Origin of the sequence: Orlajensenia flava (assembly GCF_004801905.1) — a bacterium.
GTDB classification, from domain to species: Bacteria; Actinomycetota; Actinomycetes; order Actinomycetales; family Microbacteriaceae; genus Orlajensenia; species Orlajensenia flava.
Genome location: NZ_SSSN01000011.1, coordinates 83572 through 96275 on the forward strand (window position 1 = coordinate 83572; position 12704 = coordinate 96275).

Annotated in this window: 15 protein-coding genes; 6 read left to right on the forward strand and 9 right to left on the reverse strand. The window is 70.8% G+C overall.

Annotation, left to right across the window (positions count from 1 at the left end; translation table 11 throughout):
• Positions 1-343: 343 nt before the first annotated feature.
• Genes E6C70_RS13735 through E6C70_RS13760 form a run of 6 tightly spaced genes read right to left on the reverse strand, consistent with a single transcriptional unit; the run spans position 344 to position 4291 of the window.
• A complete protein-coding gene (locus E6C70_RS13735; protein WP_136425116.1) occupies positions 344-583 on the reverse strand; it encodes a MoaD/ThiS family protein in 240 nt (79 codons plus the stop codon).
• A complete protein-coding gene (locus E6C70_RS13740; RefSeq protein ID WP_136425117.1) occupies positions 583-855 on the reverse strand; it encodes a DUF6457 domain-containing protein in 273 nt (90 codons plus the stop codon). The genes E6C70_RS13735 and E6C70_RS13740 overlap by 1 nt, the downstream gene beginning before the upstream one ends.
• Positions 852-1472 (reverse strand): molybdenum cofactor guanylyltransferase, encoded by a 621-nt coding sequence (gene mobA, locus E6C70_RS13745; protein ID WP_136425118.1) that lies wholly within the window; start codon positions 1470-1472, stop codon positions 852-854. Before mobA ends, E6C70_RS13740 begins: the two co-directional genes overlap by 4 nt.
• Position 1473: 1 nt before the next feature.
• Entirely contained in the window at positions 1474-1947 is a 474-nt protein-coding gene (moaC, locus tag E6C70_RS13750; RefSeq protein WP_136425119.1) for a cyclic pyranopterin monophosphate synthase MoaC, read from the reverse strand.
• Positions 1947-3164: a molybdopterin molybdotransferase MoeA gene (locus E6C70_RS13755; RefSeq protein WP_136425120.1), complete on the reverse strand. Its 1218-nt coding sequence runs from the start codon at positions 3162-3164 to the stop codon at positions 1947-1949. The genes moaC and E6C70_RS13755 overlap by 1 nt, the downstream gene beginning before the upstream one ends.
• Positions 3165-3175: 11 nt before the next feature.
• Positions 3176-4291 (reverse strand): ThiF family adenylyltransferase, encoded by a 1116-nt coding sequence (locus E6C70_RS13760; protein WP_136425121.1) that lies wholly within the window; start codon positions 4289-4291, stop codon positions 3176-3178.
• Between the two features lie 121 nt (positions 4292-4412).
• Here E6C70_RS13760 and E6C70_RS13765 point away from each other — a divergent pair, with 121 nt between their 5' ends.
• The 5 genes from E6C70_RS13765 (at position 4413) to E6C70_RS13785 (ending at position 8275) form a co-directional block, all read left to right on the forward strand.
• Complete coding sequence (locus tag E6C70_RS13765) at positions 4413-5108, forward strand: ABC transporter substrate-binding protein (protein WP_136425122.1); 696 nt, start codon at positions 4413-4415, stop codon at positions 5106-5108.
• A gap of 95 nt (positions 5109-5203) precedes the next feature.
• Complete coding sequence (locus E6C70_RS13770) at positions 5204-5599, forward strand: TOBE domain-containing protein (RefSeq protein ID WP_136425123.1); 396 nt, start codon at positions 5204-5206, stop codon at positions 5597-5599.
• Entirely contained in the window at positions 5596-6408 is an 813-nt protein-coding gene (gene modA, locus E6C70_RS13775) for a molybdate ABC transporter substrate-binding protein (RefSeq protein WP_136425124.1), read from the forward strand. The genes E6C70_RS13770 and modA overlap by 4 nt, the downstream gene beginning before the upstream one ends.
• Positions 6405-7199: an ABC transporter permease gene (locus tag E6C70_RS13780; protein ID WP_136425125.1), complete on the forward strand. Its 795-nt coding sequence runs from the start codon at positions 6405-6407 to the stop codon at positions 7197-7199. Before modA ends, E6C70_RS13780 begins: the two co-directional genes overlap by 4 nt.
• A complete protein-coding gene (locus E6C70_RS13785) occupies positions 7175-8275 on the forward strand; it encodes a sulfate/molybdate ABC transporter ATP-binding protein (RefSeq protein ID WP_235833511.1) in 1101 nt (366 codons plus the stop codon). The genes E6C70_RS13780 and E6C70_RS13785 overlap by 25 nt, the downstream gene beginning before the upstream one ends.
• A gap of 14 nt (positions 8276-8289) precedes the next feature.
• Here E6C70_RS13785 and E6C70_RS13790 read toward each other — a convergent pair whose 3' ends face one another.
• Together E6C70_RS13790 and E6C70_RS13795 are read right to left on the reverse strand one after the other, a co-directional pair.
• Positions 8290-9159, reverse strand: a complete 870-nt coding sequence (locus tag E6C70_RS13790; RefSeq protein ID WP_207670146.1) for an aminoglycoside phosphotransferase family protein — start codon at positions 9157-9159, stop codon at positions 8290-8292.
• 50 nt (positions 9160-9209) lie between these two features.
• Entirely contained in the window at positions 9210-9767 is a 558-nt protein-coding gene (locus E6C70_RS13795) for a hypothetical protein (RefSeq protein ID WP_136425126.1), read from the reverse strand.
• Positions 9768-9890: 123 nt separating this feature from the next.
• Between E6C70_RS13795 and E6C70_RS13800 the strand changes: the two genes are divergently transcribed.
• Entirely contained in the window at positions 9891-11852 is a 1962-nt protein-coding gene (locus tag E6C70_RS13800) for a helicase HerA-like domain-containing protein (RefSeq protein ID WP_136425127.1), read from the forward strand.
• 52 nt (positions 11853-11904) lie between these two features.
• Here E6C70_RS13800 and E6C70_RS13805 read toward each other — a convergent pair whose 3' ends face one another.
• Positions 11905-12624 carry a DUF1345 domain-containing protein gene (locus tag E6C70_RS13805; RefSeq protein ID WP_168770964.1) on the reverse strand — a complete coding sequence of 240 codons (720 nt, stop codon included), beginning with the start codon at positions 12622-12624 and terminating at the stop codon, positions 11905-11907.
• Positions 12625-12704: the final 80 nt, after the last annotated feature.

Below are 12704 nucleotides of genomic sequence, written 5' to 3' on the forward strand. Positions count from 1 at the left end.
TCGTTCGCCGCTATTGGTCGTAGGGCGCGGTCCGCCGTTCTGGCGCTGTCGGGCGTCCGGCGCGGTCTGTCGTTCTGCGTTGACCTCCATCGCTGACCTCCATCGACGCCGGCCGTCGTGGATTCTGTCCGTCGTGAGATTCTGTCCGTCGTTCACAGGATGAGAGGCGACCGGCCCGCCGTGGGGGGCCTCGCTCGCCTCTCGTCCTGTAAACGGCGAGGCGGCGGCGGCGTAAACGGCGAGGCGGCGTGAACCGCGAGGCGGCGGGGGGGCGTGAACGGCGAGGCGGCGGCGTGAACCGTGAGGTGGCGGTGGCGCCGAACAACGAGCCGAGTCGGCGCACTCAACCGCCGGCGAACGGCGGGAGCACGTCGAGGGTGTCGGCATCCGTCAGCGGCGTTGTCAGATCGTCGACTCGTTGGCCGCGCAGCACGAGTGAGCAGCGCGCGATGACGCGTTCGAGGGCGGCGCCGTGAGCGGAGGTCACCGCGTCGAGCAGCGCGCCCACGGATGTGGCGTCGACGACCTCCTCGTCGGCTCCGGCGGCCTCGGCGGCAGCGGCGAAGTAGCGCACCGTGGCCATCAGTGCTCCGCCCAGTCGGCGGCCAGGGCGACGGTGGTGCGGATGGCCGCGTCGACGGATGCCGCGTCACCGCCGGTCTTCCCTGCCGCGAGGCCGGCGAGGAAGGCGCTCAGCGGTGCCGCCGGACGGGCGACGCCATGGGCGACGTCGCGTGCGAGGTCGAGCACGAGGGCGGTGCGGATGTCGGCCGGCTCGAGGTGGAGGGCGTCGGCGAGTGCCGCCGACCATTCATCGAGCGCCTCCGGAGGCAGCGGGTCTCGGTCGGCGGTCATGGCGTTCCCTTCGCTCGAGCGCACTCGACGTCGCTCCAGGTGTCGATATCGGCGGCGACGCCGTCGGGGTCGTCCACCCTCTCCAGTGTGAGGGGCGCCAGCAGCCGGCGCACCGAGAGTCCCCGTGTCTCGCCACGCTCGATGTCGCCGCTCGTGTCGGCGACCACGGCGACGGCGGCCCCGAGGGGCGCGCGACGGTAGACGCCGCACAACCACTGCTCGCGTCCATCGGCGTCGATGAGATGGGCGCCGTCGCCGGCACCCGACCAACCCGTCAGCAGCAGACGGACGGCATCCTCGGCCCGAGGCATGTCGGCGGCGAGCACCAGCACGAGGTCGGCTCCTGCGGCATCATCCGTCGCGGGGTCGAGCGCGGCCAGACCCGCTGCGATGGCGGCGACCGGTCCACCGAACGGCGGATCCTCCCGCGCGCGTCGAACGGATGCCGGAAGAGCGCGATCCGGCCCCACCACCACCCGGGTGCGGGCGTCGGCGGCATCCGTAGCCCGCAGCGCGATCGCGAGCAGGCTCGACCCCTCGATCGACAGCTCGGCCTTGTCGAACCCGTCGAGCCGGGTGGCCCGGCCGCCAGCGAGGATCAGCGCGTCGAGCGCCACGTCACGCCCGCAACCAGTCGCCGGACTTCCCGCCCGACTTCGCGACGAGCCGGATGTCGGTGATCGTGACCGCCTTGTCGATGCCCTTGACCATGTCCACGATCGCGAGCGCGGCCACCGAGACAGCCGTGAAGGCCTCCATCTCGACGCCGGTCCGGTCGGCGGTGCGCACCGTGGCGCTCACGTCGATGCCCTCATCGCGCACGGCCAGGTCGACGGATGCCCCGTGCACACCGATCACGTGCGCGAGGGGAATCAACTCGGCGGTCCGCTTGGCGGCTTGGATGCCCGCGATGCGCGCGACGGCGAGCACGTCGCCCTTCGGCGCGGAGCCGCTCCGGAGGGCCGCGATGACCTCGGGGGAGCAGCGCACGAACCCGGTGGCGGTCGCGCTGCGCACGGTCGGAAGCTTGAGGGTGACGTCGACCATGCGCGCCTGACCGGCGTCGTCGAGGTGCGTGAAGGGCTGCTCCATCACACCAGCATGACAGGCAGCACGTCGCCGGGGCGCACCTCGTCGACGTCCGCCGCGACCACCGCGTAGCCGTGCGCGCGGGCGAGGCCACCGGCCAGGTGCGAGCCCGAGCCGCCGCGGGTGGCCGGCGATATGCTCAGCGCGCCATCCGTGTGATCGACCGCGACGGGCATGTACTGGCGACGACCGGGCGGCGTCCGCCAGCCCATGGCCACGATCGCGTTCTGCTCCGGGCGGATGACCCCGGTGCGACCGAGCATGCGCAGCAGCGCCGGCCGCACGAACACCTCGAACGACACGGCCACACTCACGGGGTTGCCGGGCAGGCCGAAGACGGGGGTGCCACCCGCGAGCACCCCGAACGCCTGCGGCTTGCCGGGCTGCATCGCGACGGAGACGGTGTCGACCGTTCCCGCCAGCACTTCCTTCACGACGTCGTACGCTCCGACGCTCACCCCACCCGAGAGCACGACGAGGTCTGCGATGTGCTCGGCGCGACCGAGAGCGGCACGGAGAGCGTCTGCGTCGTCCGGCACGGTCTCGACGCTCGCCACCCGCGCATCCGTCTCGGCCACGAGGCCCGCCAGCAGCACACTGTTCGACTCGGGGATCTGGCCGCGTTCGAGCGGGTGCCCGGGCGCGACGAGTTCGGTTCCAGTGGAGATGATCGCCACGCGCGGCGCTCGACGGACGACGAGCTCCGTGATGCCGGCCGCGGCCGCGGCGGCGAGGTGGCGCGCGGTCAGGCGTTCGCCGGCCGACAGCACGGTGTCCCCGGCAGCGAGATCCGCCGCGGCCCGACGCACATGGGCTCCGGGAAGGGGCGCGTCGAGCACGACGACCTCGGGGGAGTCGCTCCAGCCGCCTCCGACGGTCTGCTCGACCGGAACGATGGTGTCGGCATCCGTGGGCAGCGGCGCCCCGGTCATGATGCGGGCGGCCTCGCCCGGCGCGAGTGGCGGATCCTCCGGGGAGCCGGCGGGGATGTCGGCGACCACCCGGAGCGTCACGGGCGAGCTCGTCGATGCCGTCGCCACATCGACTCCGCGAACCGCGTAGCCGTCCATCCCGGAGTTGTCGAACACGGGGATGTCGTGGCGACCGGCGGCGTCCTCGGCGAGCGTCGCGCCCAGGGCTTCGGCCAGCGGCAGGGTCTGCGACGGGAGGGGAGCGACGGTGTCGAGGACATGCGCCAGGTGCTCCTCGACTGTGATCATGGCAGGCGCGGTCACGACCGTTGTCCCCACGCGGTGATGCCGCCGCGGAGCACGGTCACGTCGGCTCCGGCGGCCGAAAGGACGGCCGCAGCGCGTTCGGCACGCGCTTCGACGAGGCAGTGCACGATGACGGGCAGAGCGATGTCGATCGTCGACGGGTCGCGCAGGACCTCGCCGAGCGGATGGAGCACGGAACCCGGGATGGCGCGCTCGGCGTGCTCGGAGGGTTCGCGAACGTCGAGCAGCAGGAAGGAGTCCTCGCCGCGGTCGCGAGCCGCCAACCGCGCGGCGAGCGCATCCGTGTCGATGTGCGCACTCGTCGATGCTGGCGCCTCCGCCCGTGGTCGCCCCGCACCGACCGGTGACGCGGTGAGCGCGACCTCTCGGGTCCGGGCGCTGAGGGCGTCGATCACGAGCACGCGGCCGAGCAGGCTCTCGCCGACGCCCGTGATGAGCTTGACGGCCTCCGCGGCCATGATCGACCCCGCCTGGCCGCAGAGGGCGCCGAGCACTCCGGCCTCGCTGCACGACGGGACCTCGCCGGGCGCAGGGGGAACAGGAAAGAGGTCGCGCAGGCGTACGCCGACGCCGACGGGCGGATGCGCCCAGAACACCGAGACCTGGGCATCGAAGCGCAGCACCGCTCCCCAGATGAGGGGGATGCCGAGAGCCGCACAGACGTCGTCGGCGGCGTAGCGGGTGTCGAAGTTGTCGCTGCCGTCGATGACGAGGTCGTACCCGGCGGCGATGCTCTCACCGTTGACGACGTCGAAGCGGACGGGGTGCGTCTGCACCGAGACGTGGGGATGCAGCCCCGCGAGCGTCGACGCGGCGCTGTCGACCTTGAGCGCGCCGACATCCGCCATCGCGTGGATCACCTGACGCTGCAGGTTGCTCGGCTCCACCCGGTCGTCGTCGACGATGCCGATGGTTCCGACCCCGGCTGCCGCGAGGTAGAGCAGCACGGGCGAGCCGATGCCGCCGGCTCCGATCACGAGGACGCGGGCGGCCGCGAGCCGGCGCTGGCCGGCCTCACCGAGCTCGGAGAGCATCCATTGCCGAGACGTGCGACGCACCTCGTCTGGCGTCAGTTCCGGGCCGACGTCCACGAGCGGAGGAAGGGGCATGCGACCAAACTAACCGCTCCTCGTGGGCAATCGAGCGCGGGCACCAATCCGTTCGGGCGAGGGGAGCGAACACCTCACAACGGGCGAGAGCCCAAACCATCATCCAGATAAGGATCACATCATGCGCAAGTTCTCCACAGCCAGCATCAGCCTCGCGGCAGCGGGACTCCTCGTCGTCGGCATTGCCGGCGTCGGAGCATCCGCCGCCAACGCCGACACCGCGACCAACGCGGCACCGGCACACGTCGCCACCGCGACGTCGACCAAGATCCCCGGCCCTCTCGCGGCCGTCCCCGAGGTCTTCGGTGGCAACACCGGCGTCGCTCTGGACAGCGGATTCACGGACGCGCTGACCACGCTCGGCCTGACCCCCTCGACCTACGGCACCGCCACCCTCACCGACGGATCGCTGCACTTCCCGATCACCGGTGGAAGCGTCGCCTACTGGGACCCGAAGGCCAAGTACCGTCCCTACGTTCAGGGCATCCTCGAGCACGACGGATCGGGCCTGAACCTGACCGCCGGCGACACCACCGTCACGCTGAGCAACTTCACCGTCAACCCGGGCAACTCCAAGCTCTACGGTGACGTCTCGGTCAACGGCCAGGTCGCTGCCACGCAGGCGTACATCTTCGAACTGCACGGCAAGACCCTCAAGCCCCTGTCGATGGACGGAAACAACGCCATCCTCACCGGCACCACCGTGCACATCTCGGCTGACGCCGCCGGTCTGCTGAACCAGACCTTCAAGACCGATGCGGTCAAGGAAGGCCTCCTCGTGGGCGTTGCCACCATCACCGCCCAGGTCGCCAAGTAACGACCGGACGACAGGCCCGTCGCACCGAACCCGGTGCGGCGGGCCTTTCGCTGTCTCCGGCGCATCGCCGCAGATGCGGTGATAGTCTCCGATCCATGACGCAGTATCGGATCTCGGAGGCAGCCTCCCTGCTCGGAGTCAGCGACGACACCGTGCGCCGGTGGATCGAGGCCGAGAACGTGCCCGTGGCGCTGGATGGCAGCGGCCGGCAGGTCGTCGCCGGCGACGTCCTCGCCGCTCACGCGGTCGCTCTGGCCAGTGCGCCGGATGACCCGAGCACCGTCGGCCGCAGCGCCCGGAACCGTTTCGTGGGCATCGTGACGAACGTCATTACCGACACCGTCATGGCGCAGGTCGAGATCCAGGCCGGGCCGCATCGGGTCGTGTCGCTGCTATCCAGCGAGGCCGTCCGAGAACTCGACCTACAGATCGGCTCTCTCGCCGTCGCCGTCGTCAAAGCCACCAACGTGATTGTGGAGACCCCTCGATGAATCGTCCTGCCCCTCGCGCCCGCCTCGTCGCAGCCGCCGTCGCCATGGCACTCGCCGCAGCCTTGGCCGGCTGCGCATCCGGAGGGAGCGCGTCGTCTCCGACACCGACGGCCAGCATCGCCCCCGCGCTCAAGGGCTCGCTCACGGTCTACGCCGCCGCGTCCCTCAAGCTCGCGTTCGACGAGCTCGCCACCGAGTTCGAGGCGCAGCATCCTGACGTCGACGTCAAGCCGGCCGTCTACGACGGCTCGAGCGTGCTGGCGACCCAGATCATCGCCGGTGCCCCCGCCGACGTGTTCGCCTCCGCCGACGAGAAGAACATGCAGAAGGTCGTCGATGCCGGCCTCGTCGACGGCACGCCGAAGGACTTCGCGACCAACACGCTGCGCATCGTCACGCCGCCGAGCAATCCTGGCGGCATCAAGACGCTCGCCGACCTCGCCAAGCCGGGGCTCAAGGTGGTGGTGTGTGCGCCCGAGGTTCCCTGCGGCGCCGCGTCGGCGACCCTGCTGAGCAACGCCAAGATCTCCGTCACGCCGGTCAGCCAGGAGCAGAACGTGACCGCCGTGCTCACCAAGGTCGAATCGGGTGAGGCGGATGCGGGCCTCGTCTACGTGACCGACGTCCAGGCCGCAGGCGATGCCGTCGCCTCCATCAAGCCCGACGGGGCTGACGCCGTGGTGAACACCTACCCGATCGTCGCCCTCAAGAGCTCGACGAGCCCGGAGGTCGCGACGGCGTTCATCGCGTTCGTGGTCGGCGACCGGGGTCAGGCGGTGCTGAAGGCCGCGGGCTTCGAGGCGCCGTGAGCCCAGCTCGGGTGCCTCGGGCGCTCTACGTCGCGGCGGCGCTCGCGATCGCCCTGCTCGTGCTGCCGCTGGTCGGGCTCGTCGCGCGCGTGCAATGGGGCACGGTGGTGACGGATGCCACCTCCCCCTCCGCCCTGTCCGCGCTCGGGCTCTCGCTGCTGACCGCGACCGTCGCCACCGCGGTGTGCCTGCTGGTGGGCGTGCCGCTGGCTCTCGTCATCGCCCGGTCCGGACCGCGTCTCGCCGGGGCGCTGCGAGCGGTCGTGACGGTGCCCCTCGTGCTGCCGCCCATGGTCGGCGGGATCGCCCTGCTCTTCCTGCTCGGCCGGAACGGGGCCCTCGGAGGAGCGCTCACCGCCCTCGGCATCCAGCTCCCGTTCACGACGGCGGCCGTGGTCATCGCGCAGGCGTTCGTCGCCCTCCCCTTCCTGGTGCTGACGATCGAGGGCACGATGCGCTCCGTCGGCACCGACTACGAGCAGGTGGCCGGAACCCTCGGCGCCGGCCGCTGGACGACGTTCCGGCGTGTGACCCTCCCACTGGCGGCTCCCGGACTCGTCGCCGGAACCGTGCTGTGCTTCGCGCGCGCTCTCGGCGAGTTCGGCGCCACCGCGATCTTCGCCGGCAACGCGGAGGGGGTGACGCGCACGATGCCGCTGGCCATCTACACGGCATTCAACGGAGCAGGCGTGAGCCAGGGCAGTGCGATCGCGCTCTCGCTGCTCCTCCTCATCGTCGCGCTCCTGCTGCTCGTCTTCGTGCGCGGATGGCGACCGGGTGCGACCCGATGAGCGCTCTGGCCGCGAGCCTGCGAGCCGTTCGCGGCAGCTTCACGCTCGACGCGGCGCTGAACGTCCGAGACGGCGAGGTGCTCGCGCTCCTCGGACCGAACGGCGCTGGCAAGTCGACCGTGCTGGCCCTCCTGGCCGGTCTGCGCGCTCCGGAATTGGGCTACGTGCAGGTGGGGGATCGAACGCTCACCCGCATCCGTCCCGGAGAGAGGTCGATCGTCGTGCCGCCCGAGAAGCGCGGCATCGGCCTGCTCGGGCAGGACCCGCGCCTGTTCCCGCACCTCGACGTCGCCGCGAATGTCGCGTTCGGTCCGCGCTCGCAGGGCGCGTCGGCCGTTCAGGCCGCCGATACCGCGCGGGAGTGGCTCGAGCGGGTCGGGTTGGCAGACGCTGGCGGACGGATGCCGGCCCAGCTCTCGGGTGGTCAGCAGCAGCGGGCGGCCATCGCCCGCGCCCTCGCCGCCCGGCCAGAGGTGCTGCTGCTCGATGAGCCGCTCGCCTCGCTCGACGTGCAGACGGCCCCGGCCATCCGCGAGCTGCTGCGCACCACCCTCCGCGAGGCGGGAACGACCGCCGTCATCGTCACCCACGACGTGCTCGACGCCATCGTCCTGGCCGGGCGCACGGCCGTGCTCGAGTCCGGGCGCATCGCGCAGGAGGGCACGACCGCCCAGCTGCTGAGCGCGCCGACCACGCCGTTCACCGCGCGGATCGCGGGCGTCAACCTCGTGATCGGCGTGGGCGACCGGGGGCGGGTGCGCGTCGCCGACGTGCTGTTCTCCGCGCCGGCGGATGCCACGCCGATCCTCGACGGTGGCCCGTCGGCCGCGGTGTTCCGTCCGTCCTCGGTCATCGTCTCGCTGACCCGCGCCGAGGGTTCGAGCGTGCGCAACCAGTGGCAGGCCGTCATCGAGGCGCTCGAGCCGACGGAGTCGGGCATCCGTGTGAGGACGGGTCCGATCCCGGTCGCCGCCGACGTGACCCCCGCCACCGTGGCTGAGCTAAGCCTCGCGGTCGGATCTCCTGTCTGGCTGGCCGTCAAGGCCGCCGAGGTGGCGATCCATCCCACCGCGTGAGGAGGTTGCGAGCGTCAGGGCACGAGGGTCATGGCGCGCTCGCCGATGCGTGCCGCGGATGCAGCGAGGGCGTCCGCGCCGTCGATCGCGAACCACGTCGACGACAGCGCGCACCAGGCCACGAGCCAGTCGGCGAGGCGCTTCGCGTCCAGGCTCGCCGCCTCCGTCACCACGCGGAATTGCCGCTCGAGCCGGCCCGGCCGCAGCGCCACCTCGTGCGACGGATTGCACAGCAGGTTGCAGAAGTCGAACGCCCGGTCGCCGACGAGTCCCTTGGGGTCGATCGCGAGCCAGCCGCGGTCGCCGAAGTGCAGCACGTTGCCGTGATGCAGGTCCCCGTGCAGCACGCGAACCTCGCGCTGTTCTCCCAGCAGGCGCCGTGCGATGGTCGCGCCGCGCCGTTGCAGGTCGCTGTCGTCCTCGTGCGCGAACAGGTCGCGGAACCACTGCTCGAGCGGCACGGGACGAAGACGGGCGTCGGTGATCATCACCGCATCGGACGCCGCGTGCAGTGTGTCGGCTGTGCGGCACAGAATGCGCGTCGCCGCGTCATCATCGCCGGTCTCGACGAGCGTCACGAGAGCATACGGATCCTCTGCGCGTTCGATGAGCACGGCGTCGCCCTGACGCCGAAGCACTCGCACCGCGCCGTGGCCGTCCCAGGCATCGAGCAGGGCGGCGCCTCGGGTCTCCTCCTCCGAGTGCGAGAGCTTGATCATCGCGGGAGCCCCGTCGCGCGTCCGAACGGGAGTCAGGGTGCTCGATGCCGTCGTGACAGCGTCGCCGACGGGGGTCAGCCCCCAGCGCGGCAGCCATTCCGACTCGGCGGCGTGACCGGGGTCGACCGGGCCGGCATCCGGTGTCATCGCGCCGACGCGGAGCATAGAGGGTTCAGCACCCCTCCAGTATTCCGCCGCCGAGGTCGCGCGTCCGCTCAGCGTGCGACGCGCCGCCAGAACGGACGGCGTTCCCACCAGGCGAGCAGTTGCGGCTCGATGCTCGTGAACTCCGTCAAGGTCATCGGCGTCGGTGCGTGCACCACGGGTGCCTGCAGTCGGGACGCCACCTGCTGGATGGAGGAGCGACTCCAGATCTGGCCGTGCATGCGCAGCAGCAGCCGGTCCTCGGCATCGACGGCGAACAGGTGAGGCCAACTCTCCATGCCCGATCCCGAGTACAGGTCGATCAACAGCACGGTGTCGACGTCGTCGCTGCGGATGTGCCTGGTCAGTCCGAACGGCACGTGGTCCTCGACGCCCCACGGGTGCTGGCGGAAGAACACGCTGCGCGTGGCCAGCAAAGCGACGATATAGAGCGCGATGACGATGAGCTGGGCCAACGCCACCAGCGGCCACAGTCCGCTGCCGAGCGAGAGCCAGTAGAGCACCCCGAAGACCGGCAGCACCGCGATGGCGACAGCGGTGAGGGAGCGGGCGAACAGGTGACCCCGTGGTCGGAGCGTCACCCCCACCTGCTCCCGCACCATCACCATCTGTCATCCCCCGATGTCCATTGTGTCGGGTACGTCTGCGCGCGGGCATCCGCATTAAGGGGGACAGTGCGGGGTCATCGGCATACCCCGCCCTCCGGTGTCGGCCGTGGCTAGGATCGAGCCATGAGCGATGGATCGGTTCAGAGTGCTCAGGATGCGGCCGCTCAGGCGACGGCAGCGGCGAGCGCGGCGGCCGCCGAGGCCGAGCGGCTGCAGGCCGAGGCGCAGGCGGCCGTGCTTCGGGCACAGGAGGCCGCCGAGAAGGCGGTGGCAGCGGCTCAGGCCGCATCCGTTCCCGTGACGGATGCCGCAGCCGCCGAGACGCCGGCATCCGCACCGTCCGAGACCCCCGCTGCCCCGCCGACCGCTGCCGCGCCAGCCGCGGCTCCGCCAGCCGAGGCTCCTCCGGCCGAGGCTCCGCCGGCCGCCGAGGCTGCGCCTGCCGCCGGTCCGCTGGACCAGAAGCATGTCGACGCCATCCGCGTCGGCTACCAGATGGATGGCGCCGCTCTCGAGATGGGCGCTCTCGTCAACGGCGACCCCGTGCCCGACGTGCAGATCCGCATTCCCCTGGCCATGACCAACCGGCACGGCCTCGTCGCAGGAGCCACGGGAACCGGCAAGACGCGCACCCTGCAGGGACTCGCCGAGCAGCTCAGCGCCAACGGTGTCGCGGTGTTCGCCGCCGACATCAAGGGCGACCTCTCGGGTGTCGCCACCCCCGGCGAGGGCAATGACAAGCTGCTGAAGCGCACCGCCGGCATCGGCCAGGATTGGACGCCGGCCAGCTTCCCGGTGGAGTACTACTCCCTCGGCGGCGTGGGCAAGGGCGTGCCCATCCGTGCCACCCTCGCCGGTTTCGGACCGCTGCTGCTGTCCAAGGCGCTGGGCCTCAACCCCACCCAGGAGTCCAGCCTCGGCCTGGTCTTCCACTTCGCCGAGCAGCAGGGGCTCGCACTGCTCGACCTGGCCGACCTCCGCAGCGTGCTGACCTACCTCATCGGCGACGAGGGCAAGGCCGAGCTGGTCAACCTCGGCGGCCTCTCGAGTTCGACGGTCGGCGTCATCCTCCGCGAGCTCATCGTCTTCGCCGACGGGGGAGCCGACGTGTTCTTCGGCGAGCCCGAGATCGACACCGCCGAGTTCCTGCGCACCGCATCCGACGGTCGCGGCATCATCAGCCTGCTCGAGGTCCCCGGCGTCGCCGACAAGCCGGCGCTCTACTCCACCTTCCTGATGTGGCTGCTCGCCGACCTGTTCAACGACCTGCCCGAGGTCGGCGACCTCGACAAGCCCAAGCTGGTGTTCTTCTTCGACGAGGCTCACCTGCTGTTCGCCGATGCATCGAAGGACTTCCTGGCCCAGATCGTGCGGACGGTGCGCCTCATCCGTTCCAAGGGCGTCGGCATCTTCTTCGTCACCCAGACGCCGAAGGACGTGCCCGGCGACGTGCTCGCCCAGCTCGGCTCGCGCGTGCAGCACCAGCTGCGCGCCTTCACCCCCGACGACGCCAAGGCGCTGCGGGCGACCGTGTCGACGTTCCCCAACTCGGGTTACGAGCTCGAGGAGGTGCTGACGACTCTCGGTACCGGCGAGGCCATCGTCACGGTGATGAACGAGAAGGGTGCGCCGAGTCCCGTCGCGTGGACGCGCCTGCGCGCTCCTCAAGGCCTGATGTCGCCGTCGTCCGATGCCTCTATCGACGCGACCGTCGCGGCATCGCCTTTGCTCGCGACCTACGGCACCGCCATCGACCGGGAGTCCGCCTCCGAGATCCTCACCGCCAAGATGAACGCTGCCGCTGCCGTCGTGCAGGCGGCCGACGCCGCCGAGGCGCAGAAGAAGGCGGACGCCGAGCTGGCCAAGCAGCAGGCCGCCGTTCAGAAGCAGCTCGATGCCGAGGAGAAGGCGCGTCAGAAGGCGCGCAAGGAGGCGGATGCCGCGGCAGGGCGCGATCAGCGCGAGGCTGCTGCGCGGTCCAAGTCGAACACGAAGGTCATCACCGACGTGCTCGGTTCGCGCGCCACCCGCACCATCCTGACGGGCGTGCTCGCGGGCATCTTCGGAACCCGCAAGCGCCGCTGAGCGCTCGTGGCGTCGGGCGCCGGCATCCGTTGCCTGGCTCGCGTTGTCGCGCTCAGTTCCCGGCCGCACCGGTGGTGAGGAAGAGCACCGAGATGAGCATCGCGATGATGAAGGTGCTGAAGACGAACGCGATGATCGTCTGGCCCGTCACCACGGCGCGAGCGCGGGTCGTGAGGATGGACACATCCGACGACGAGAACGTCGTGGCGATCTGCGCCGAGAGGTAGATGTAGTCCATGAAGACGGGCCCGGCCGCGGTGCCGGGAAAGGCCAGGCTCGGCTCCCCGGCGTCCAGTCGGGCATAGTGCACCGCGTAGGCGGACACGGTGACCGCCCATGCCGAGACGACGACGCCGAAGCTCAGCGCATTCGCCAGCGGGCTGTCGAGCAGACCCGGCGAGATGAGCACGAGCCCGACCGCTGCGATCGCCAGAACCGACCACTGGGCGTTCGCGGTGGGCCCGGCCCCGGCGATGACGGCTTCGATCTTCGCCACCCGCCGCCTCGGAGTGGTGGCGGTGATCCAGCGCCGGAGCGTCTCGGTGTCCCGGCGTCCGAACACGACTTGGGTGAGGATCATGTGCCCGAGCGAATACCCGATCCAGAACACGAAGGCGGTCACGATCACGCTGTCGAAGGTGAACCGGATGGGGATGAACGCGTTGTAGGTGAAGAACGCGATGAGCGAGACGATCGTGGCGATGCCGAGCGCAGCCCAATTGCGGCGCTGGTCCCAGGCCAGAGTCGGAATTCGTTGATCGGTGGTCGCCACTGCCGCCTCCATTCGTCGCCAGACTATCGACGAGGGCTGCTCGGGTCGACGGTCGGCGCCGGACCACGAAGCGGATGAGC